Consider the following 22,906-nt stretch of genomic DNA (forward strand, 5'->3'; position numbering starts at 1 on the left):
CTACCGGGTCAGGCCTTGCGGAGGCTGACGATCGTCCCGCCCGCGCCGAGGGCAAGCATGATCACCGCCTGGACCAGGGTCTTGTAGGAGACGGAATCCCCGGAGACCGCCGACCACACGAACAGCCCACCCGCGGCCAGGAGCAGCACGTAGATCCCCAGCATGATCTTCCGGGCCTTCTCGTTCGTCTCCGGCGTATCGAGGGAGAATTTCCGGTCATAGAGAACGAGCCCCACCGCCGCGAGGATATTCAGGGCCACGAAGAGCAGCCAGAAGAGCCGCGCCGCCGCCGGGCCACCGGGCTGGCCCACCAGGGGTTTCAGCATGGAGCCGTAAAGCATGCCCCCCAGGCTGGAGCCGATGAGGCTGCCGATGACGCCGTAGAGGAAGGCATAGCCCATGTAGACGGCCTTCTTGTCCGCCGGGGCCACCAGCCCCACGTAGCTGTAGTACTTCGGGTGCGCCGTCATCTCGCCGATCGAGAAGACCGAGATGCCCAGGATGAACACCCACACGTTGGTGGAGGCGGCGAGGCAGAGGAATCCGATGGTGCCGATGACGATGCCCGACACCATGGTGGGCAGCGGCCGGATGTTCTTCACGAGCCGGCTGACGAGCACCTGCAGCAGGATGATCGTGCCGCCGTTGACCACCGTGACGTGTTCGGCATCGAACTTCAACGGCACGCCGAAGGACGCGAAGAACCGGTTCACGGGCGTGGCATCCACGAAGTCGCGGAGGTACCAGAGCACCGAGCCGAAGCTCTGGAAGTAGAGGATCCAGAAGCCGGAGTAGACCACGATCATCAGCATGAAGCGCGCATCGCCCAGCACCATGGCCGCGCCGTGGGCCACTTCGCGCAGGCTCTTGGTGTTCGCCGGTTTCGGGGGATCCTTGAAGAGGAAGATGGTGGGTACCAGCATGGCCGCGCAGTACAGGGCCGAGGCGATGAACACATAGCGCCAGGAGAAGCCCTTGAGCACGCTCACGACCAGCGGTGCGAGGAAGGCCCCGATGTTGATCATCCAGTAGTAGATGCCGAAGCCGAACCCGGAGTTCTCCTCGGTGGTGGTGCGCGCGAGGGTCCCGGAGATGATCGGCTTGAAGAGGCCCGCACCGGTGGCCATCACGAGGAGCCCCGCGAACACCGCCCCATAGGACGTCACATTCCCAGCGATGAAATACCCCGTCGCCAGGATCGAGAAGGCGAAGAGCAGCATGCGCCGGTAGCCGTACCGATCCGCCAGGGCACCACCCGCGATGGGGATGACGTAGGTGAAGGCGTAGATCAGGCTCTGGAGGAAGCCCACGGACTGCTCCGTGAAGCCCAGGCCCCCCTTCACGACCTCGTTCGTGAGGTAGACCGCGAGCACCGAGTTGAGGCCGTAGTAGGCCGCCCGCTCGAAGAGCTCCATGACGTTCGCCAGCCAGAAGACGGGCGGGAAGGTTCGCAGAATTCCGGCGGGGCGCTGAGTGGGCATCCGGGGATTATACGGGACCGGCAGGTCATTCTTGGGCACAGTTGCGGGTGGACCTAGCCCCCGCCCCGCTGGAAGCCACGGTGGAACCGGGCCAGGAAGGCCGCCGCCGCCTCCTCCGAATAGCCATCGAGGTGGATCTCGACCCTGTGGCGAGGCAAGCACACGCTGCCGAGGCGGAGTTCAGGGAGAGGCCGGAGGTGGATCCTCCACTGCATAGGGCCGTCGCGTCCCTGGAAAGCGCCCTCTTTGCCGATGGTGAAGGCCAGCCCCACCGCCCCAGGCAGGAGACGGAGGAATTCCTCCCGGCTGAGGGTCATCTCCAGGTGATGGTCCATCAGCCGCCGGCCACCGGGGGCCAGATGGCCAGGATCTCGCCCTCGGCCAGCACCCGCGCGGCCCGCTCTGGCGGAGCCACCCAGACGCCGTTCACCAGGACGATGGCGCACTGGCCCGGCGGAATGCCCTGACGCCGGATCACTTCAGCCACCGTGGTGCCTGGTTCCACGTCCATCTCGACGCGATGCCGGGATCTGGCCTGCGCCGGGAGGTGGACCGCGAGAGAGGCGAACAGCTTGAGGGTGATTCTCATGCCACCCGATGGGCCGCGGCCAGGTAGGCCTTCATGATCTGCGTGGGATCTTCGAGCAGGCGCTGCTTCCACTTGCCCAGGCGCACCCGGCCCTCGATGAGCCCACGGAAGGCACCCACGTGGTCGGCGAAGCCCACGCAGTTCGCGCCCACGAGCCGGTCGCCGTCGAATTGCAGATTCAGGTAACGGTACCGGGCCTCGTCGAGCACTTCGGTGGATTCCCCGTCCGGCACGCCCTGCCATTCCCCGAAGGACGAGGAGACCAGGCCGAGGGTGGTGAGCACATTGAAGACAAAGCTGCCGCGGAACGCGGCGGGCTTCCCGGCCATGTTCAATGCCGCGATGCGGCCCTGCTCCACCGCATTGGGCTGGATGGCGTTGATCCGCCGCTGACCGGTGAGGCAGTCTGTGGCCTCGGCCACGTCCCCCGCGGCATAGATGCCCGGGACGCTGCTCTGCAAGCTGGCATCGACCAGGACGCCGTGACCCACCTCGATGCCGCTGCCTCCCAGGAAACCCAGGTTGGGATCAACGCCGACGGCGCTGAGGTAAAGATCGGCGGGCAGGATTTCTCCCCCGGCCAGGGCCACCTGGAGGACCCCATCCTGGAGGGTGATGCCCTGGGGCTGCGTGTGCGTGAGGACCCGCACGCCCTTGGCCTCGCACCATTTGCGGATCATGCCGCTGGCGGTGGGGTTCATCATGCGACGCACCATGTAGCCACTGCGGACGAGGATGGTGAGGTCCACGCCGCGCGACAGCAGGCCCTCCATGATGATGCAGCCCACGAAACCGGCGCCCATCTGGACGATGCGAGTGCCGGGCCGGGCCTTGGCGAGGATGGTCCGGGCGTCCTCGAGGGTCCAGCAGCTGTGCACGCCAGGCAGGTCCATGCCCGGGATCTTCTCCAGGCTGGGATGCGAGCCCGTGGCGATCAGCAGTCGATCGAATGGCAGTGCCCGGCCGTCACCCAGGTCCACGGTGCGGGTGGCGACATCGATGCCCTTCGCCCGGGCCTGCACCAGCTGGATGCGCAGGCGGTCGTAGTGCTCCGCATCCTGGCGGATGTGGGTGCCCGCCTCGGGGATCTCCCCTTTCAGCAGGTAGGGGATGGCCATCCGGGCATAGGGGGGCTCCCCCTCGCCGCAGAGCAGGGTGATCTCCGCGGCGGGGTCGGCCTTGCGCAGGGTCTCCGCCGCGACCACGCCGGCGGGACCGCTTCCGATGATGAGGTGTCGCATGGGACGATCTGCCGCTCACACGCCGAGGCGCGAACGCGTCTCGGCGGTGGGGACGCCTTCCTTGGTCCAGCCGCGGAGTTGGTAATACTCGGGCAGCATGATGTCGAGCTTGGACACAGCGCCTTTCTGTGGACCTGTCTTGGCGGGTTCCTTCATCAGCCGCGGCGGGAGGTTGTCGTCCTTCGCCGTGAACCCTGCGGCAAGATTGAACTCGCGTTCCAGGTTCCAGATGCGCTCGCCCACCAGGAGCAGCCGCTCCTCCGACCAGTCGCCCTCGCAGGCGGCCTGGATCTGCGACTGGATGTCCGACAGGCCCCAGGCGAAGGTGGTGAAGAGGCAGATGCCCGCGGAGTCCACCACGGCGGTGAGGTCCTGGAACGCCTTCAACATGGCCGGCTTCCCTTCGGTGGCCTGGGGCTCCATCTTCACGGGGATGCCCAACACCTCGGGTGACACCATGTAGCCGCGCAGGTGGCAGGCGCCCCGGTTGTTGGTGGCGTAGGCCAGACCCATGCCCTGCAGGGCACGCCCGTCGTAGGCCGGGAACTCCTGGCTCTTGACCGTCATCGACAGCTCGGGATGGCCGTACTTCGTGCAGAGTCGCTTGGAGCCCAGGCCCATGATCTTGCCGAAGCCCTCGCCCTTGGCCGTCAGCTCCGCCAGCTTGACCATGGCCTCCGTGGAGCCGAACGGTAGCTTGAAGCCCACCTCCTGCTCGGTAAGGACGCCCATCTCGTAAAGCTCCATGGCGGCGCCCACGGTGGCCCCGAACGTGATGGGATCGAAGCCGTCCTCGTTGCAGAGGAAGTTGGCGTAGGTGAGAGCCTCGAGGTCATTCACGCCATTGGCGGCGCCCAGGGCCCAGGCGGCCTCGTACTCCACGCCGCCGGAGGCACCGTGGTACTGGGGCTTGTCCTTGACGCTGAAGTGGCCGGGATCCATGCGGGAGATGCGGCCGCAGGCGATGGTGCAGCCGAAGCAGGCGCCATTGGTGACGAGGTTGGCCTTGCCGTCCGTGGGCCGCTTCTCGTGCATGGCCTCGCCGGAGATGTCGTGGGCGCCTTCGAACTGAACGTCCCGATGGTTGCGCGTGGGCAGCGCTCCCAGCTCGTTGATGACATTCATGAGCACCTGGGTGCCGTAGGTGGGGAGCCCCTGCCCCGTCACGCCATTGGCCGCCAGCACCTTCTTGCCGGCCTCGGTGGCGGCGAAGAAGGCCTCCGGGTTCGCCATCTGGTAGGCATCGGTGCGCGTGCCTCGGACGGCCACGGCCTTGAGGTTCTTGGAGCCCATGACCGCGCCGACGCCGGAGCGGCCGGCGGCTCGGTGCAGGTCGTTCACGATGGCCGCGTAGAGCACGCGGTTCTCGCCCGCCCGGCCGATGGCGGCCACGCGGATCTGGGGATCCTGGTGCTGGGTCTTGATGGTCTCCTCGGTCTCCCAGACGGTCTTGCCCCAGAGATGCGCGGCGTCCACCAGCTCGGCCTTGCCATCGTTGATGAGAAGGTAGACCGGCTTGGGCGAGGCCCCTTCGAAGATCACCATGTCCCAGCCCGCGAACTTCAGTTCGGCGCCGAAGTAGCCGCCGGAATTGGAGCAGGCGATGGCGCCCGTAAGCGGCCCCTTGGTGACCACGGAGTAGCGTCCGCCCGTGGCGGCCATGGTGGCCGTGAGCGGCCCGGTCACGAAGATCAGCTTGTTCTTGGGAGAGAAGGGGTCGACCTTCGGATCGATCTCGGACACGAGGTATTTGGTGGCGAGGCCCCGCTGGCCCAGGTAGTCCTGGGCCCACTGCATGTTCAGCGGCTCGGTCGTGCAGGTGCCGGCCTCAAGGTTCACGCGGAGAACGTTCTTGGTCCATGCCATGGCAGTCGCTCCTCACACCGTCGCCGGGTTGGTGTCGGTCTTGCCGGCCCACTGGCGCATCTTGCCGAGGCCGGTCCAGTCCGCGTCCACATAGGTGATGGCGCCGGTCGGGCAGGCCTTGGCGCAGGCCGGTTCGCCACCGCAGAGATCGCACTTCTGCACCTTGCCGGAGGAAGCCACATAGTTGATGGTGCCGAAGGGGCAGGCGATCGTGCAGACCTTGCAGCCCACGCAGGTGGGCTCCAGCACAATCTTCGCGCCGGTGACGGGATCCAGGCGGATGGCATCCACCGGGCAGGCGGTCATGCACCAGGCCTCGTCGCACTGCGTGCAGGTGTAGGGCACGAAGCGACCTTCATGGTGGAACGTGAACACCTTGATGCGCGACTTGGCGATGGTGAAGCTGCGATGGTTCTCCCAGGAGCAGGCCATCTCACACTGGAGGCAGCCGGTGCACTTGTTGGGATCGATGTGGAGGGACTTCTGCATGGCGGAACCTCCTATGTGATGGGGCTATCAAGAATGAATCGCGATGATCATAGATCGGATAACGGTGGATGGCCCCGCTCTTTTTCGCTCCCAGATGGAAAAGAAAAGGGCGCCCGATGGCGCCCTTTTCTTTTCCTTCAACCCAAGGGTTCGTAGGTGACACGGAATCTGGGTGGCCGGTTCATGTAGAGGATGTAACCGGCCCCCACCAGTGCAAAAAGAAGGCTTATGTAGCCTGAGCCATTCTGGAAATTCGCTTCGAAGAAATGCTGCGCTGCCACGATGGCGAGACGAAGACTCAGTCCTCCTTCCACTTCCCTGGCGGCCGAGAACAGGATGAACAGGTAGTCGCCCGCGAGCACCGTGGCGAGCGTCAGCAGAACCGTGAGCATCCGGCCGAAGTGGTTCACCTTCTCCATGCCCCGGTTGATGGACCACGCCAGCGCCACGCCGATGCCAATGGCTCCCCAGAGGAAAATCCGGTGGATCAGGAACGCGAGGCCACCCCACAGGACAGCCAGCACCATTCCGGTGAGGAGGCCGTACAGGAGCCCCGCCATGGGATTCGAGGCGAGGCTTTCATACGCTTCCTGGGCCCGCCGAGCCTGCTCATCCTGGGAGGCGCGGCAGGGCGTGCAGACTCGCACGGGAACGCCATCCGCCATCCAGAGGCCCTCCCGGGTCTCCCGGCCGCAGCCTTCGCACTGCTCAGCCACCGGCTTCGCCGCCTTCGCCGCGAAACCCACCAGAACCTTGAGCACCGTAGCGACGGCCTCAGGCTTGGGCGCGAACAGCGAGAACGGCCAGTGGCAAAGGAGGCCGTCCTCGGTGAGCTTGAAGGATTTCAGCAAAGCCTTGGGCACCGCCTTCTTGCCCAGGGCCTGCCGCAGTTCCCCCGAGGCCGAGGCGAAAGTCGTGAGCCCATCGGGCCCGGCCGACCAGGACCCCTTGGCAAACCGCACCAGGAAAGACACCTGCGACTGGCGTTCGTTGCGGTTCCAGGCGGCCGCTACCGGAAATCCCTGCATGGACCCCACCACCGCCGGTCCCTGCCAGGGGCCTTTCGCGACCGTTTTCAGGTGGGTGAGATCTGCCAAGCGTACGAGACGTTTCTGAGCCATGGATTCCTCTCTTTAGGGGGGGGGTCGGCCCAGGATACCTGCACGTCGTCAGTCCGGGAACCACCTGCGCGCCTTGCCTCGACCCACGTTCGCGGTTGCAATGGGACTGCGAAGGAATCCCCATGAAAGCCATCTCGTTGCGCGTGGACGTCGACACCCTGGAAGGCTCGGTCACGGGCATCCCCACCCTGCTGCGTTTGCTGGACAAGCACCAGATGCGAGCCAGCTTCTACTTCAGCTTCGGGCCCGACAACAGCGGCAAGGCCATCCGGCGCATCTTCCGCAAGGGCTTCCTGGCCAAGATGCGCCGCACCAACGCCACCAAGCTCTACGGCTTCAAGACCATGATGTACGGTGTCCTGTTGCCGGCGCCCATCATCTGGAAACGGGCCGCCACCGAGATGCAGGCTGCGAAGGCGGCCGGCCATGAGGTGGGCATCCACGCCTGGGACCACGTGCAGTACCACGACCTGCTGGACCGCAAGTCGAGGAAGTGGCTGGCCGACTGGTACGCGAACGCCCACGAGGCCTTCGGCACCGTTTTCGGCGAGAAGCCCCTGGGTGCCGTGAGCCCCGCTTGGCGCTGCAACGACACCACGCTGGAGCTGCAGGAGACCTATGGCCTGGCCTACGCCGGCGACTGCCGGGGCCTCGCGCCCTTCTACCCCATCGTGAAGGGGCGGACGCTCAGCACCCTCCAGATCCCCACCACCCTGCCGACCCTGGACGAGCTGCTGGGTTTGGAGGGCCGCACGCCGGACCAGGTGAACCGCGAGGTCTGGGAGCTGGTGCGGGAGGACGCGCTGAACGTCTACGCCCTGCACACGGAGGTTGAAGGCGGGGCGCTGTTCGAGACCTTCGACGCCTTCCTGGGCGGCCTGCGAGAGCGCGGCGTCCAGGCCCGCACCCACGCGAACTGGCTGCCGGAGCTGAAGGCCGCCAACCCGCCGGCCAAGGCGATCTCCCGTCGGGAGATTCCGGGCCGGGCAGGCTGGGTGAGCTGGGAAGGCCCTCCGGCTATTTGAGGTTCCGGATCAGCGCATCCTCGGTGGTGGCGAACTTCCGCAGGATGTTCGAAACCAGCTCTAGGACCTTGGCCCGCTGGTCCATGGCCTGCTGGAGCTGCAGTTGCTGCATCTCGCTCATCTCGGACAGGTCGTCCAGGTTGCCCTTGGTCCTGGCCAGTTCCGCCTCGACCTGGGCGGCCGTCAGATCCTGGCGGGGCGCCGGCGGATGAATCAGGCCCGGAGCCAGCCTGGGCAGTTCCAGGTTCAGGACCGGGGTCCGCGTTACGCTCCGCGTGGCCTTGGGCGTCACCCGTAGCAGTCCAGGCGCCGCCGCCACACCGGGGGAAACCTTGCGCATCTCCGTCCGGAGCCGCCGTTCCTGCTCCTGCAACCGCTGGGCCTGGTCGCGCTGGGCCTGCTTGGCCTGATTGATCTGCTCCAGGGTGGCCAGCGCATCCCGCAGATCCTGCTCCGCCGAACGGGAACATTCCATCAGGACCATGGCCACGAGGGCCTCGATGTCCATGGACGAGGCCCCTGGGAACTGGCCCCGGACCGCATTCTGCGCCGTGCCGCGGACATCCGCGGTGGGCGTCCGCATGGCCCGCAGCACCTCGCTTCGCGCCTGGTCATACCGCGGGCGGGCGGCCCCCTGGACCCTGGCGGCCAGCCGCTGACCCCGTGCGGCCACATCGGAAGGGATCTCGGCGAGCTTGGGCGGGGCCGTCAACTTCACCTGGAACACGGCGGGCTGACCTGGAGGCGGGGGAGGCGCGGTCTGCACGGCCACAGGCGGGGCCGCCGGGGGCACGGTCGCGATCCGGGGGGTCTGGGTCGGAAGGGCCGAGATCGGGGGACGCCCGGTGTCGCGCACGGTCATGGTGCTGAAGGTCACCGCCTTCTCGGGGGTGGCGCGTCCGGCGCTGTCCAGGACCGCGATCCGGAGCTGGCCGGGGGAGGTCCGCCGGTACTTGGCGGGGATGGTCACGTGGAAGACGTTGTCCGTCCCGGTGGAGGTCCAGGTGGGTGTCATCTCGTACCCCACGGCCGGGTCATCGCCCGGCACCGGGGCCGCTGCATCACCGGCGAAGATGACCTTGCAGCCACCCGTGCTGAAGGTGCCGTAGATGCGGAGACGGTAGTCCTGACCAGACCCGATGAGGAGGTCAGCGGGGACGATGCGGCTGATGACCGGGGGGGCGCCCGCCGCCGGGGTGGCCGAGGGCTTCACCGCCCCGGCTGGGGCCACATCAATGGTCTTGATGGCGGACCAGGGGCTGCTCATGCTGCCGGAGCCGACCGGATCGGCGGCCCCGGTCGCCGACAGCGACACCCAGAGCTTCACCTGGAGGTGGCTCCCGGGTTCGCTCAGGTAGCGGGAGGGGTCCACGCCGAGGGAGATCACGGTCCGGGCGGCCCCGCCGTAGATCTGGCAGCCGTTGGCGGCGGTGGCGGGAACCCAAGGCGAAACCCGGTCCCCGTGGGGCGAGACGCCGCGGATGAAGATGTGCTGGTAGCCCCCGTCCGGGCCTGCGGGATGGCCGAGATCATCATCCGGGGAAAGGTTCTCCCCGGAAATGTAGATGGCTACGCGACCGTTGGAATCCAGCCAACCCGGCGTGCCGGGGTAGATCACCTGAGGTTCGGCCCGGATGAGGATGGGGAGGGGGAGACCCTGGGCCCGGACCGGGCCCGAAGCGGCAAAGATCACGATGGACGCAACGGTGGCGAAGCCTCTCAAGGCCTGCTTCATGGTCTCCTCCAGGGAAGGGACGGATGGGGAAAAGGATCGATTGGACATATTCGGAGGAACGCCTCCTTTTGTCCACGGCGCCTCAGGCCTCGCGTGACGAGGTTCCACGCGCTAGCCTTGGCCTAGAGCACCTGTCAAACCGCGACGTGAACCCGGAGCCTGCCATGCGCCCACCGACCCGGTCTTCCCTCGGCCTTTCGGCCCTCCTCCTGGCGCTGACGCCCTCGCTGTCCGGTCAGTCCGTGCCCGGAGAGGACCAGCTCAAGCAGGTGGAAACCCGGGTCAGCGCCCTCAATTGGGAACTGGATGCGGTGCGGAAAGCCGCGGATGACCAGCTCTGGTTCCTGCGGCTCTCCGACGTGGCCGTGGTGGATAAGGTGACGTACACGGGCCCGCCGAACCCCAAGGGCGAGGAGACCTACGGCATCAAGAACGAGCGCCACCCCCTGAAGATCCAGCAGTACGTCTTCGTGCCCCGCAAGGCCGAGAAGGGCCGCAAGCTGCCCCTCATCGTGCTGCCCCACGGCGGCGTCCACGGCGACTTCGGCACCTACCACGTGCACATCGTGCGGGAGATGATCGAGCGCGGCTACATCGTGATCGCCCCGGACTACCGGGGCTCCACGGGCTATGGCAGGGGGTTCTACGAGGCCATCGACTACGGCGGCCTGGAGATCGACGACGTGGTGGCGGGCCGGGACTGGGCCGTGGAGCACCTGCCCGTGGACCCCAAGCGCTGCGCCATCGTGGGCTGGAGCCACGGCGGTCTCATCGCCCTCATGGCGGTCTTCGATCATCCCGAGAAGTTCGCGGCGTCCTATGCCGGCGTGCCGGTATCCGACCTCATCACGCGCCTGGGCTACCTGGGCCAGGATTATGTCGCCGAATTCTCCGCGAAGTTTCACATCGGCAAGGAGCCCAAGGACGCCGTGGACGAGTACCGTCGTCGCAGCCCCGTGTGGAACGTCCAGAAGCTCCGCACCCCCCTGCTCATCCACACAAATACCAATGACCGGGACGTGAACGTCGTGGAGGTCGAGCAGCTCATCAACGCCCTCAAGGCCGCCGGCAAGACCTTCGAAAGCAGGATCTACCAGGACGCCCCCGGCGGCCACAGCTTCAACCGCATCGACACCACCCTGGCCCAGGAATCCCGCAAGGAGATCTACGCGTTCCTCGATAAGCACCTGAAATAGGCCACAGCGCTTATCGGGGAAAAAGAAGAAGCCCGGCTCAGCCGGGCTTCTTCGCGGGGGCCCGGGGGGAGGCTCCGTCTCCACGAGCCATCAGGCGAGTGGGAGCCACGCACTGCGTGGCGTTAGACGGAGGCGCGTAGCGCGGACCATAGATCCCCGCCACGCAAGCGTGGCGGGGAAACCCCCGGACAACATCAAGCGTGCTGCTTCAACTTGTCCTTGCCACCGAACCACTGATCCCAATACACCACCACGGGGCTGGCGATGTAGATGGACGAGTAGGTGCCGGTGATGACGCCGATGACCAGCGGGAAGGCCAGGTCCTTGAGGGCCGGACCACCGAAGAGCCAGAGGCAGACGCTGACGAAGAGCACGGACATGGAGGTGAGGATCGTCCGGCCGAGGGTCTGGTTGATGGAGTCGTTCACCAGCTTGGTCACCGTGGCTCGGCGGTACTCCGGCCGGTGGCTGTTCTCACGGATTCGATCGAACACCACGATGGTGTCCGCCATCGAGTAGCCCATCAGCGTGAGGAAGCTGGCCACCACGGGTACGTTGAACTCGTAGCCGAAGGCGGCGAAGAGGGCCAGGGCCATGAGCATGTCGTGGACCAGGGATACGATGCCCCCCACGGCGTAGCTGGCCGTGAACCGAAACATCACGTAGACCAGGATGGCGGCCAGCGCCCATGCCACGGCGGTGAGGGTCTTGCGCGTCCACTCACCGGAGATGCTGGGCGAGAAGCTCTCGTCCTTGAGGATGCCCACGGAGCCCAGTCGGTAGCTCTTCTGGACCGTGTCCTTGACGACCTGGGGAAGATCCTGTGGGAGCTCGCCGAAGGTCTGGTAGAGGCCCGAGGGCAGCCGGTCGCGGGTCGCGATGACCTTCTCCGCCAGGGGCGCGTAGGCGGCCGCGAGGGCCGTCTCGTCGCCTCCGATCCCGGCGGGGTTCGCCTTCACCAGGGTATCGGTCAGCGTCTTGGAGCCTTCCAGGTTCAGGGCCGGGAGCGCGCTGTTGGCGCCTTCGGGATCCATCTGCTTGAAGATGGCGCGGAGGGCATCCGCCTGGATGGTGCTGTCCTTCTGATCCGCGTCCTTCTTGGCCTTCACCTTCACGGAGAAATCGCGCACCGACTTGTCAGCATTCTCGTAGGCTACGACCGTGGCATCCGTATAGCCGTTCCTGGCCAGGGCGGCCCGGATGGTTTCGGGCTCCATGGCGCCGCGGAACCGCACCGTCATGTCGTTGCCGCCCACGAACTGCATGCCCAGGTGGATGCGGTTGCTGTGAGTGAGATTCCAGGGCCGCACGTAGAGGAGCGAGATCAGGATGATGCCCCAGCTGATAGCGATGGCTGTGCCCTTGTACTTCATGAAGTCGTAGGACGAACCCTTGAAGAAGGTGTGGGTGCCCACGGAGAGCGTCTTGGTGCCGGGGTGGTGCTCCAACACCCAGTCGTAGATGTAGCGACTGATGTAGATGCTGGTGAACAGCGAGGCCACGACGCCCACGGTGAGGGTCACGGCGAAGCCCTTCACAGGGCCCGTGCCGAAGATGAAGAGCAGCAGGGCGGAGAAGAGCTGGGTCACGTGGCTGTCCACGATGGTCCAGAACACCCGGTCGAAGCCCGCGTCGATGGCCCCGGGCACGCTCTTGCCAAGGCCCAGCTCCTCCTTGATGCGTTCAAAAATGAGGATGTTGGCGTCCACCGCCATGCCCAGGGTGAGCACGAAGCCCGCGATGCCCGGCAGGGTGAGCGTGGCCCGGAAGGAGCCCAGCAGGCCCATCATCACGATCACGTTCACGGTGAGGGCCACGATCGCGTTGACGCCCGACCAGTGGTAGAAGATGACCATGAAGCCGATGATGGCGGCGAAGCCGACAACGGCGGCACGCACGCCGGCGTGGATGGAGTCGCGGCCCAGGCCGGGGCCCATGACGCGCTCTTCGAGGAACTTCATGGGCGCGCGGAGGGCGCCGCTGCGGAGCTGGCTGGCGAGGTCGTCGGCCTCCTGGGCGCTGAAGCTGCCGCTGATGCGCACGGCGCCGCCGATGATCTTCTCCTTGGCGGTCAGCTCCGTGACGATCTTGCGGTCGAGCACGATGGCGATGAAACGGTTCTCTTCGGAGGCGATGCCGGTCAGGCGGGCGAAGTCGTCATCCCCCTTCTTGTTGAGGGTGAAGTTGACTTCGTTGGCCTCGGTCTGCGAATTGGAGGCCCGGTGCGAGTCGATGATGTCGGCACCATCCACGGCCACGCGGCTCTCCAGCAACACCCAGCGGCTGATCTTCTCCTCGCCGGGCTTGGCTTTCGCGGGAGCCTGGCCGGTGCGGCGCGCCTGGCGTTCGCTCTCGATCTCGGGCAGCAGCTCGAACTCCGGGGGAATGGTCCCCTTGTAGAAGGCCAGGGCCTCCTCCTTGGAGTTGAAGTAGAGCTGGGGAGCCTTGGCCAGCAGCCGCTGTTCCAGGTGGCCGGGGGTGGCCAGGAGCTTCTTGATGCGCTCGCGGTCGCCTTCCTCGATGCCGGGGATCTCCACCACGATGCGGTTGCCTTCGGCGCCGCTGGCGGTGATCTCGGGTTCCAGCACGTTGGCGGGGTCGATGTCGCGGATGCGCTTCTCGATGACTTCCAGCGCGCGCTTGTTGGCGTCGTCCTTCAGTTGCTTCTGGTAGGAGTCCTTCTGGCTGAGCCGGAAGATGTCACCCTCGGCCGAGAAGGCGTAACCGGAGAAGAAGTCCTTGGTGACCTTCTCCACCGTGGCCTTCTGGTCCGCCCCCACGCCCTCGACGCGGAGAGCATCCCCATCCACGCGCACCATGGCGCCTGGAAGGCCCTTTTCCTTGAGCCGGGCCGTGAGGCGGTCCTTGCTGTCGCGCAGGTCGGCCGCGAGAGCCTCCTGGCCCTGGACCTCCAGCTCGAAGTGGACGCCGCCCCGGAGGTCGAGACCCAGTTTCACTTTGGAAAGTGGCGTAAAGAAGTATCCGCAGCCGAACAGCACGGCGAGGACGATGGCGAGACGCCAGAGGCTCCGTTTGGTCACGGGGCGCTCCTACAGAAAGCGGGCCGGCGGGAAAGCCGGCCCGGGAGGTCAAGGGGTCAGTTCTGGGATTCGGGTTCGTTGGCCAGGGCCGCCACGGCCGCGCGCCGGGCCTTGACCACGGAGCCGCCGAGCTTCAGCCAGATGTGCTTGTCCTCGACGCGATCGATGGTGGCGTAGAGGCCGGAGGTCAGCACGACCTCGTCACCGGCCTTCAACTTGGACAAGCGGGCCTCCATCTCCTTGCGGGCCTTGCTCTGGGGCCGGATGAGGAGGAAGTAGAACATCAGGGCCATGCCACCGATGAACACGAATTGGATCCAGGCCGGGCCGCCGCCGGTCGCGGGCTGCTGAAGAAGGGCGTACATCATCTAAGGCTCCTCGGTCTGCCATCGGGCGCGTGCGGTCTGGGCGAACACTGGAAAGCGGTTTTCCAGCAGGGCCTGCCGCGCAGCGCGGGTGAGCCCCACAGTGTAGCTCAGGTTGTGGATCGTGTTCAGCGTGAAGCCCAGCAACTCGCCGCAGCGGAAGAGATGGTGCAGGTAGGCCCGGCTGAAGGTCCGGCAGGTATAGCAGGCGCAATCCGGGTCCAGGGGCTGGTCCGCGTCCCGGTGGCGGGCGTTCTTGAGGTTGAGCTTGCCCCGGCTCGTGAGGATCCGGCCGTGCCTGGCCTCCCGGCTGGGCAGCACGCAATCGAAGAGGTCCACGCCCTGCTCGATGCCGAAGAGCAGATCCTCGGGCGTGCCCACGCCCATGAGGTAGCGAGGCCGGTCTTCCGGCAGCTCCTGCACGAATTCCCCCAGCACGGCATTCATCTGCTCCTTGGGCTCACCCACGCTCAGGCCGCCCACCGCGAAGCCCTGGAAGGGGGTCTTCGCGTCCAACTCCAGGGCCTCCGCCAGGTGGCTGCGCCGCAGGTCCAGATGGGTGCCGCCCTGGTTGATGGCGAAGAGGCCCTGGTGGGGCTGGAGGGGCACGGCCCGGCTCCGGGCCAGCCAGCGGGTGGTGCGGGCCATGCTGATCTCCAGCTTGGTCCGCTCCAGGCGGCCGGGGGGGCACTCGTCCAGGGCCATGCAGATGTCGGAACCCAGGTTCCGCTGGATCTCCAGGCTGCGCTCCGGCGACAGGAACTGGGGACTGCCGTCCAGGTGGCTCTGGAAGGTGACCCCCTCCTCCGTCATCTTTCTCAGGGAGGCGAGCGAGAAAACCTGGAACCCGCCTGAATCCGTCAGGATGGGCCCATCCCAGCCCATGAAACGGTGCAGGCCGCCGTGCTGGGCCACCAAGGCATCCCCTGGGCGGAGCCCCAAGTGGTATGTGTTACCGAGAATCACCTGAGGACCGATCTCCCGAAGCTGCGCCGGCGTGATGCCCTTCACCGTGCCCTGGGTGCCAACCGGCATGAATGCTGGGGTTTCGACCTCACCATGCGAGGTATGGAATCTCCCGGCCCGGGCCACCCCAGATGCGCCCTGGGACTCGCGGATGAATGAGAAATATGGACTTGTGATCTTCGGCATGGGGAGTTCCGACTTTCTTAACAAAAATTAACAATGCCACCCTTTTGAAACACAGATGGGTGTTGCGAAACCCAGCAAAAAAACGCCGAATGCCCTGTCCATGGGGACTTGCGCCCGTTATTCCAGCTTGACCATCGGCCCGCCCTTTGCCATCTTAGCCGTTGGGCTCGCCCCAGTTCTTTATCTCCATCTCCGTAGCCGGATCGATGTTCCCGTCGATTCGGCTCGCTGTTTTTTCCCCTGGATCTTTCACGGGAGTCGCATGAGCAAAGATCCCAAGAAGTCAACCCCTGCCAAATCGGCCGCTCCTGCGGAGACGCTGGAGGACTTAGTCTACAAGTCCTCCCTCGTAGCCGGGAACGACGCCATCAAGCGGGGCAATCCCAAGATCACCATCCCCACGACGGTGGCCATGTATGCCCTGTTCGCTCTGGTGGCCTTCCAGCTGGCCAAGCGAACGGAGACGGGTCAGAAGGTGCTCAAGACGATGGCAATCGACCTCGCCGAACAGGCTGAGGCCGCACCGCCACCGCCGCCACCGCCACCGCCGCCACCGCCGCCGCCACCGCCGCCCATGGCTGTGTCCGCAGGCAAGGTGGACTCGACCCCCATCGACCCGCGCCAGGAAGTGGTGCCTGAACAGGCGCCCAAAGAGCTTCCGAAGCAGGATCACTCCCTCGGCGGCGTCCCCGGTGGTGTCCCCGGCGGTGTCCCCGGTGGCGTCATCGGCGGTGTGGTCGGCGGTGTGGTCGGCGGCGTCGTCGGTGGCACCGGCAAGGTGGTGGACTTCGACTTCAGCCAGATCAAGGTGAAGTACCAGCCCCCCGCCCCTCCCTATCCCGCTCTCGCCAAGATCGCCAAGATCCAGGGCACGGTGGTCGTGGAGATCGTGGTCGGCCCCGATGGTGTGCCCACCTCGGCCGTCGCGAAGGAAGGGCCTCCCCAGCTGCGACCCACCGCTGAAGCCTATGCCATGCAGTGGAAGTTCGAGCCCGCCCTCCTGAACGGCGCACCCCAGTACGCGCGATTCAAGCTCACCATGCCCTTCCGGCTCAGGTAGCACGCGCCCTTCCCCACGTCCAAATCTCTCTCCTCATTCCATAAGGAAACCTCATGAACCTGCTTATCACCCCCCTGATGCTCGGTCTTGCCGAGGGCGGCCACGACAGCTTCTCTGCGGCCGAAATCTGGCGCGCGGCCTCCATCGCCAACAAGTTCATCATCTCCGTCCTCTTCATCCTGATGGCCTACCAGATCTACGTGGCCATCGAGCGCTTCGTGACCTACGCGCAGAGCAAGCAGGCCTCCGACAAGTTCCTCAAGCTCTTCATGGACACCCTCCGCCGCGGTGACTTCGAGGCCGCCAAGCGCGCCGCCACCACCCACAACAAGAGCCACATCGCCCTGGTGCTGAAGCACGGCCTGGACATCTTCCAATACGAGAAGCAGCTCAAGACCATGAACCCCAACCACGACGCCATCCAGCCCGTGGAGCGCGCCATCCAGCGCGGCACCGCCGAGGTGGTCGAGCTCCTCAAGAAGGGCATGAGCGGCCTGGGCACCATCGGCGCGCTGGCCCCCTTCATCGGCCTGCTCGGCACCGTGATCGGCATCATCAAGGTCTTCTCCGACCTGAAGACCAAGGGCGCTGGCGACATCAACGCCCTGGCCGGCTCCATCGGTGAGGCCCTGGCCACCACCGCCCTCGGCCTGTTCGTCGCCATCCCGGCCGTGTGGATCTACAACCTGCTGACCAACAAGCAGGATGTCGTCGTCACCAACATCAACAACGCGGCTTCCCAGATGATCGACGAGTTCATCCGCCGCGAGAGCCAGAGCTAAGGATCCGCCACCCAGCCCGGGGGCGCGAGCTCCCGGGCTATTTCTAAGGAGAACACACCATGGATACAGGTGGTTCCAAGGGTGGGATGAAGTCCGACATCAACGTCACGCCACTTGTGGACATCGTGCTGGTGCTGTTGATCATCTTCATCGTGATCACGCCCGCCGTTAACAATGCCGTGAAGTTGCCGTTGTCCAAGCATGCCCCGAAGGTGGACCAGCAGCAGGACGCAGGCCAGAAGTACCTGACCCTCATGCTGACCTCCAAGCGCAACGACAAGTACGAGGTGACCGGTCCCGGCCCCGTGCTTATCGACGACAAGGACGCCAAGGACGAGCGCTTCTTCATCAATGACGAAGGCCAGCGCCAGAAGCTTGAAGACTACATCAACCGCAACGTGTCCCAGCTGAACGACAAGCGGGTGTTCATCAAGGCCGACGCCGATCTGCCCTTCAAGTTCGTCAACGAGTTGTTCCAGTCCTGCCGGAAGGGCGGCGCCGACGAGGCGTCCATCGTGACCAGCGAGGACAAGGACACCAAGAAGGAAGGGGGTAACTGATGGATGCCGGCGGCGCCAAAGGCAAAGCAAAAACCGATATCAACGTCACCCCGCTGATCGACATCGTGCTGGTGCTCCTGATCGTGTTCATCGTGATGGTGCCTGGCCTCAGCAAGGCCATGAAGGTGGTGGTGCCCCAGGTCGTCCAGACCTCCACTCCGCCCAAGCCCGATCCGAACAACATCCTGATCCAGGTGGACCAGGACGGCTCGATGACGCTCCAGCAGGACAAGATCGACGCCGATGGCCTCAAGGCCAAGCTGCCCGATGCCGTGATGTTGCAGCCCCTTAACTACCGGAAGGTCTTCCTGAAGGTGGATGAGGACGTCAAGTTCCAGGCCATGGTGGATGTGCTCGATGCCATCCGCGTCGCTTCGGAAATGGCCAAGAAGAAGTCCCTCGAGCAGCTCGACAAGTTCCAGGGCCAGGACGGCGGCGATGTGAAGGTCGCTGTCTCTCTCAAGAAGCGCATCGTGGCCGCGCCCGTCAGCTAGGTGTCCCCGATCCCACGAAAAGGGCCCCATCCGGGGCCCTTTTTCATGTCCGCTGGCGGTGCCCCAGCACCGTGCCGTAGGCCACCCCCGCCACGGTGATCAGGACGCCCGCCAAGCCAGCTCCAGTGGCCTGCTCGCCCAGCAGTGGCACCGCCAGCAGGTACTGGACGATGGGCAGGAGCTGGAGCCAGACCGCCGCCTCGGAGACGGCCAGGGTCCCGTAAGCCTCGGACATCAGCATCTGGCCCCCGAAGGCCAGCAGGCTCATGAGGACGGCCAGCCCCCAGGCACCTAACCTGTCAGGCCATGGGGAGAGGGCGAAGGGCAGCACCACAGGCAGTCCCGCCATGCAGAAGAAGAAGAAGATGGTCGCCGCGTTCTCCGTGTGGCGCGCCGCCCGGATGGCGTTGGCGCTGGTGGCCGCGAAGACGGCCGCAGCCAGGGCGGCCAGCTCCCCCCGTCCGAGCCCAAGCCCCAGGTGCCCCTGGCTGAGCACCAGCACCACGCCCAGGGAGGCCGCCAGGATGGCCAACCAGAGGTGGATGGTGGGCCGCTCCTTGAAGAGTGCCAGGGAGATCACCACGGCGATCACCGGGAACACGTTGTAGAGGATGCCCGCCTCCCCCGCCGGGATATGGGCCAGGGCGTAGAAGTAGAGCACCACGACCGCCCCGCCGGAGAGCCCCCGCGTCACCAGCAGCCGGTAGTTGGTGGGGCGATAGAGCCCGGGGATCAGGCCAAAAGCCGCGAGGCTCACCAGGGCCCCCACCACGAACCGCAGCACAGCCAGGTGGCCCGCCGTGAACCCCATGCCCGGCAGCGTGAGCTTTCGCGCCAGGATCGCCATCAGGCCAAAGCACACCGCGGAACCGGCCAACTCCGCGCGGGCCACCATGCGACGGCGGGACTGGGCAGCGATGGAGGCGGTCATACCCTCCATCCTGCCGCGAAACCCGCGCCCCGTCAGGGGTTGTAGGCACCCTGCGGCAGATTCAGGCCCGCGGTGTGGAAGGCCGAGGTCAGGGCCCCCCCCCGGAAGGCGCCACGGTCGGCGGCCTCCAGGTGATCCAGGAGGTGGGAGAGGTTCGCACCGCTGGGCACTGTGGGCACACCCAGCTCCGCCGCCATCTGGGGCAGTGTGAGGTCGTCCAGGAAGGTGCCCTCCTCCCGCACCACCACGCCGCGCAGGGTGTACTGGTCCGTGGGGCCCGTGTGCGTGCGCAGGCTGGACGAGGGCACCACCACCGCATCCACCCAATCTTTCCGGCCACCCTTGGCATCCCTGTCGGCGTGAGCGGCATACTTCAGGTCCTCGCCGCAAAGCAGGCCCGCCACGGTGACGCTGTCCCCGAAGCTGAAGTTCCGGGCCGGCACCACCCGCAGGTGGCTCCCGACGGCGCGGTTCAGTTCAGCGGCCACGCGCGCGAGCGTGGGCGCGAAGCTCGAGCCCGTCAGCAGCAGCACCCGCCGACCGGTGAAACCCTTCGCCCGGGGGCTCTTGATGAACCGTCGACTGTGCTCCAGGAAGCGGCGCACCAGGCCCACCCCGTTTTCCAGCTGGGCCCAGGAGCGCGAGTAGAAAGCCCGTCCGGGCACCTCGATGCCCGCCCGGGTGAACCACTCGTCCGCCAGCAGCAGCCAGGGCTCGCCCTCGTTGGCCTTGGTGTACTTCCGCACTTCGGGCATCCAGCGGGCCACCCAGTCCCGGGCAAAGGCCGCATCCACGTCGGCCACCGAGGGCAGGTTCTCCCGGTGGGACGTGAGCCCCACGGGCACACAGGACAGGCTCAGGACGCTGCCCCTGCCCTCCTTCCGGCGCGTCCAGAGGTCGTCCACCGTCTGCTGCCAGATGGCCCCGTCGTTGAGCCCGGGGGCCACCACCGCCTGCGTGTGGACATCGATACCCCCATCCAACAGGCGGTCGATCTTGCGGAGGATGTGGCCTTCCCGTGGGTTGCCCACCACCTTCACCCGCGCCTCTGGATCCGTAGCGTGGACCGAAACGTGGATGGGGCTCAGGCGCTCTCGGACGATGCGATCCAGCTCAGCCTCGTCGCTGCTGGAGAGGGTCGTGAAGTGGCCGTAGAGGAAGGAGAGGCGCACGTCCTCGTCCTTGAGGTAGAGCGACTTCCGGAAGCCCTTGGGCATCTGGTGCACGAAGCAGAACACGCAGTTCTGCTTGCAGACCTTGACCTCGTCCTGGGCCAGATCCACCCCGATGCCCTCGCCGCCGTTCTCCACGAAGGCCTCGAACGTGCTGCCATCGGGTCGTTGGACGAGCAGTTTCGCCTCGTCCTCCCGGGTGATGAGGAACTGGTAGTTCAGCTGATCCAGCACCGCCTCGCCATGGATTTCCAGCAATGTGTCGCCCGGACGGATGCCGGCCTCCTCGGCCAGGCTGTCCGATTCCACCGCGATGATCTGTACGCCTTTCTGGGCCAAGCGCTGCTCCATGCTCCGGATTCCCGTCGGGAATCCGGAGATAGATTGTCTCATCCAGAAGGCTTTATGGCTTTTCCTATTCTCCGGCCCTGCCTGGAGCCGCGCCCGCTGGGTACGGAAACCAAAGAAGAAGTCCGGCTTCGCCGGGCTTCTTCGCGGGGGCCCGGGGGTGTGCGCGCAGCGCGGAACCCCCGGAGAGCATTCACTGCGCGGCGGCCTTCGCCTGCTTCCGCGCCTCCACCACCTTGTCGGCATCCCGGCCGACCAGCTCCTGCAGATGGTGGAAGGACCAGGTGAAGGAGCCGACGCCCATGGTGAGGCTGCGGAGCTCCACGATGACGTCACTCATCTCGGCCTGGGGGATGTAGGCGGAGACCACGTCCCAGCCCTTCCAGCCAGGCTTGGCGTCGAAGCCGAGGACTTGACCGCCACGCCTTCCGGTCACCAGGCGCTGCGCCTTGGGCGTGTACTCGCTGGGGACGCTGATGTGGACCTCGGAGATGGGCTCCAGCAGCACCGGATGGCAGACGGGGGCGGCCTCGGTCATGCCGATGCGGGCCGCGGTCTTGAAGGCCATGTCGGAGCTGTCCACGGTGTGGTAGCTGCCGTCCACCAGGGCCACATGGATATCCACGACCGGGAAGCCCAGGGGGCCGCGCTTCATCCAGTCCACCACGCCGTGCTCGATGGCGCCGAAGAAGTTCTTGGGCACCACGCCCCCAACGATGCGTTCCTCGAACTGGAAGCCCGTGCCGCGCGGCAATGGCTTGACCTCGAACCAGACATCGCCGAACTGGCCGTGGCCGCCGGTCTGGTGCTTATGGCGGCCATGCACTTTGGCGCCCTTCGTGAAGGTCTCGCGGTAGGGGACCATGGGCGGGTGTTGCTGGACATCGAGGCCGAAGCGGCTCTTGAGGCGGTCCAGCGCACACTTCAGGTGGACCTCGCCCTGGCCCCAGAGGACGCGCTCCTGGGTCTCGGCGTTCTGCTCCACCTGGAGGGAGGCATCCTCCTCGCAAAGCTTCTGGAGGGCCAGCGACAGTTTCACGTCGTCGCCGCTCTTGGTGGTGTGCAGGCTGAGGGCCAGCATGGGCTGGAGGGGCTCGGGCCAGGCAAGTTCCAGCCGGGTGGTGGGCGTGAGGCCCTCACTGGTGCGCACCTCGTCCATGCGGCCCAGGGCGACCACTTCGCCGGCAGAAGCCTTCGCCTGCTTGATCTGCTGGGAGCCGAACAGCCGGTTGATGCCACTCACCCGGTTGCCCGCCAGGATGGCGCCGTCCGCCACCTCCCCGCGCCACACGCGGGAGATGCTCAGCTTGCCCACGTGTTGGGCGTGGACGCTCTTGAACACCTGCACCAGCGTGTCCTTCCCCTCGGGGATCCCCAGCCGTGCGGCCGTGGCGTCCACCCGGGGCGCTTCGTCGCAGAGGGCCTGGAAGAGGCGGCGCACGCCGGCGTCCTTGTCCGCTGAGCCGAAGAAGACTGGTACCAGCAGGTCGTCCCGCACGTCCTTGGCCAGATCGTCGGAGACCTCCTCGATCGAAGGCACCACATCGCCCAGCAGCTCCTCCATGAGGTGGTCATCGAAGTCCGCGAGCTTCTCCAGCATGAGCTGACGGGCCTCGCGCTCCTCGGGCAACACGGAATCCGGCAGCTGCTTGAGATCCGCGTCCTTGCCGGCCTCGTACTGGTAGGCGTGCTCGCTGATGAGGTCCACATAGCCTGTGATCTGGTCGCCCTCGTGGATGGGGACCTCCACCAGCACCAGGGGGCGCTCAGACACCAGCTGCAGGGCGTTGAACACGTCCTTCAGCCGCCCCGCGCTGCCAGGGGCCTCCATCTTGTTGATGAACATCACGTGCGGGATCTTGTGGTCGTCGAGGAATTTCAGGGCGGGCGCGGCCATCAATGCGCGGGTCGGATCGGGATCGCACACCACCACGGCGATGTCCGCGGCCATGAGGGCGTGGACTGTCTCCTGGCGGAACTCGACGGAGCCTGGGCAGTCGATGAGGGTCCAGTTCTCACCCTCGTAGGTGCAGGCCGCGAGGCTGGCCTCGACGCTCATCTGGCGGGCCTTCGCTTCCATGGAGGCGTCGCCGACGGTGTTCCCCTCCTTGATGGAGCCCTTGCGCGGCAGGGCGCCTGCCACGAAGAGAAGGCTCTCCATCAAGGAGGTCTTTCCGGAGAGGTAGGGGCCCACGATGGCCGCTACGCGTGGAGTTGACTGAGAATTGCCGCTCACAGTGCCTCCTGATTGTGGGGTT

The 22,906-nt window shown here is 66.1% G+C and carries 20 protein-coding genes; 6 read left to right on the forward strand and 14 right to left on the reverse strand.

Translation table 11 applies throughout. The annotated features are described in order from the left end of the window. Positions 1-8: 8 nt before the first annotated feature. The 7 genes from NOV65_RS04710 to NOV65_RS04740 all read right to left on the reverse strand — a co-directional run bounded on the left by NOV65_RS04710 (position 9) and on the right by NOV65_RS04740 (position 6,787). On the reverse strand, positions 9-1,481 hold the full coding sequence (locus tag NOV65_RS04710; protein ID WP_257304767.1) for an MFS transporter: 1,473 nt from the start codon (positions 1,479-1,481) through the stop codon (positions 9-11). A gap of 53 nt (positions 1,482-1,534) precedes the next feature. Further along, complete coding sequence (locus NOV65_RS04715; protein WP_257304768.1) at positions 1,535-1,816, reverse strand: hypothetical protein; 282 nt, start codon at positions 1,814-1,816, stop codon at positions 1,535-1,537. Next, the gene (locus NOV65_RS04720; RefSeq protein ID WP_257304770.1) at positions 1,816-2,070 is read right to left on the reverse strand and encodes a MoaD/ThiS family protein; all 255 of its coding nucleotides are present in this window, start codon (positions 2,068-2,070) and stop codon (positions 1,816-1,818) included. The genes NOV65_RS04715 and NOV65_RS04720 overlap by 1 nt, the downstream gene beginning before the upstream one ends. Then, positions 2,067-3,311 carry an NAD(P)/FAD-dependent oxidoreductase gene (locus tag NOV65_RS04725; protein WP_257304771.1) on the reverse strand — a complete coding sequence of 415 codons (1,245 nt, stop codon included), beginning with the start codon at positions 3,309-3,311 and terminating at the stop codon, positions 2,067-2,069. Before NOV65_RS04725 ends, NOV65_RS04720 begins: the two co-directional genes overlap by 4 nt. A 15-nt stretch (positions 3,312-3,326) precedes the next feature. Then, on the reverse strand, positions 3,327-5,177 hold the full coding sequence (locus tag NOV65_RS04730; RefSeq protein ID WP_257304772.1) for an aldehyde ferredoxin oxidoreductase family protein: 1,851 nt from the start codon (positions 5,175-5,177) through the stop codon (positions 3,327-3,329). Between the two features lie 12 nt (positions 5,178-5,189). Continuing rightward, positions 5,190-5,666, reverse strand: a complete 477-nt coding sequence (locus NOV65_RS04735; RefSeq protein ID WP_257304773.1) for a 4Fe-4S dicluster domain-containing protein — start codon at positions 5,664-5,666, stop codon at positions 5,190-5,192. Positions 5,667-5,803: 137 nt separating this feature from the next. Beyond that, the gene (locus NOV65_RS04740) at positions 5,804-6,787 is read right to left on the reverse strand and encodes a hypothetical protein (protein WP_257304774.1); all 984 of its coding nucleotides are present in this window, start codon (positions 6,785-6,787) and stop codon (positions 5,804-5,806) included. 122 nt (positions 6,788-6,909) lie between these two features. Between NOV65_RS04740 and NOV65_RS04745 the strand changes: the two genes are divergently transcribed. Next, a complete protein-coding gene (locus tag NOV65_RS04745; RefSeq protein ID WP_257304776.1) occupies positions 6,910-7,812 on the forward strand; it encodes a polysaccharide deacetylase family protein in 903 nt (300 codons plus the stop codon). On the opposite strand, the gene NOV65_RS04750 is transcribed toward NOV65_RS04745, so the two are convergent. Beyond that, positions 7,805-9,547: a hypothetical protein gene (locus NOV65_RS04750; RefSeq protein WP_257304777.1), complete on the reverse strand. Its 1,743-nt coding sequence runs from the start codon at positions 9,545-9,547 to the stop codon at positions 7,805-7,807. The two genes, NOV65_RS04745 and NOV65_RS04750, sit on opposite strands and share 8 nt — an antisense overlap. A gap of 164 nt (positions 9,548-9,711) precedes the next feature. Here NOV65_RS04750 and NOV65_RS04755 point away from each other — a divergent pair, with 164 nt between their 5' ends. Further along, on the forward strand, positions 9,712-10,743 hold the full coding sequence (locus NOV65_RS04755; RefSeq protein ID WP_257304778.1) for an alpha/beta hydrolase family protein: 1,032 nt from the start codon (positions 9,712-9,714) through the stop codon (positions 10,741-10,743). A gap of 194 nt (positions 10,744-10,937) precedes the next feature. Here NOV65_RS04755 and secD read toward each other — a convergent pair whose 3' ends face one another. The 3 genes from secD to tgt are packed head-to-tail and all read right to left on the reverse strand — an operon-like array spanning position 10,938 to position 15,301. Beyond that, the gene (gene secD, locus NOV65_RS04760) at positions 10,938-13,784 is read right to left on the reverse strand and encodes a protein translocase subunit SecD (protein WP_257304781.1); all 2,847 of its coding nucleotides are present in this window, start codon (positions 13,782-13,784) and stop codon (positions 10,938-10,940) included. Positions 13,785-13,840: 56 nt separating this feature from the next. Continuing rightward, the gene (yajC, locus tag NOV65_RS04765) at positions 13,841-14,152 is read right to left on the reverse strand and encodes a preprotein translocase subunit YajC (RefSeq protein ID WP_257304783.1); all 312 of its coding nucleotides are present in this window, start codon (positions 14,150-14,152) and stop codon (positions 13,841-13,843) included. Then, entirely contained in the window at positions 14,153-15,301 is a 1,149-nt protein-coding gene (gene tgt / locus NOV65_RS04770) for a tRNA guanosine(34) transglycosylase Tgt (RefSeq protein ID WP_306671936.1), read from the reverse strand. 262 nt (positions 15,302-15,563) lie between these two features. Between tgt and NOV65_RS04775 the strand changes: the two genes are divergently transcribed. Genes NOV65_RS04775 through NOV65_RS04790 form a run of 4 tightly spaced genes read left to right on the forward strand, consistent with a single transcriptional unit; the run spans position 15,564 to position 18,197 of the window. Further along, positions 15,564-16,361: an energy transducer TonB gene (locus tag NOV65_RS04775; RefSeq protein ID WP_257304784.1), complete on the forward strand. Its 798-nt coding sequence runs from the start codon at positions 15,564-15,566 to the stop codon at positions 16,359-16,361. Between the two features lie 53 nt (positions 16,362-16,414). Further along, positions 16,415-17,143 carry a MotA/TolQ/ExbB proton channel family protein gene (locus NOV65_RS04780; protein ID WP_257304785.1) on the forward strand — a complete coding sequence of 243 codons (729 nt, stop codon included), beginning with the start codon at positions 16,415-16,417 and terminating at the stop codon, positions 17,141-17,143. Between the two features lie 59 nt (positions 17,144-17,202). Next, positions 17,203-17,703 carry an ExbD/TolR family protein gene (locus NOV65_RS04785; RefSeq protein ID WP_257304786.1) on the forward strand — a complete coding sequence of 167 codons (501 nt, stop codon included), beginning with the start codon at positions 17,203-17,205 and terminating at the stop codon, positions 17,701-17,703. Beyond that, a complete protein-coding gene (locus NOV65_RS04790) occupies positions 17,703-18,197 on the forward strand; it encodes an ExbD/TolR family protein (RefSeq protein ID WP_257304788.1) in 495 nt (164 codons plus the stop codon). Before NOV65_RS04785 ends, NOV65_RS04790 begins: the two co-directional genes overlap by 1 nt. Before the next feature lie 43 nt (positions 18,198-18,240). Here the strand turns inward: NOV65_RS04790 and NOV65_RS04795 are convergent, their stop codons facing one another. From NOV65_RS04795 to NOV65_RS04805, 3 genes are all read right to left on the reverse strand, one after another. After that, complete coding sequence (locus tag NOV65_RS04795; protein ID WP_257304789.1) at positions 18,241-19,128, reverse strand: DMT family transporter; 888 nt, start codon at positions 19,126-19,128, stop codon at positions 18,241-18,243. Positions 19,129-19,160: 32 nt separating this feature from the next. Next, positions 19,161-20,639, reverse strand: a complete 1,479-nt coding sequence (locus NOV65_RS04800; RefSeq protein WP_257304791.1) for a DUF512 domain-containing protein — start codon at positions 20,637-20,639, stop codon at positions 19,161-19,163. Between the two features lie 202 nt (positions 20,640-20,841). After that, positions 20,842-22,884: an elongation factor G gene (locus NOV65_RS04805; protein WP_257304792.1), complete on the reverse strand. Its 2,043-nt coding sequence runs from the start codon at positions 22,882-22,884 to the stop codon at positions 20,842-20,844. Positions 22,885-22,906: the final 22 nt, after the last annotated feature.

Origin of the sequence: Geothrix campi (genome assembly GCF_024609265.1) — a bacterium.
In the GTDB taxonomy this organism is placed as follows: Bacteria; Acidobacteriota; Holophagae; order Holophagales; family Holophagaceae; genus Geothrix; species Geothrix campi.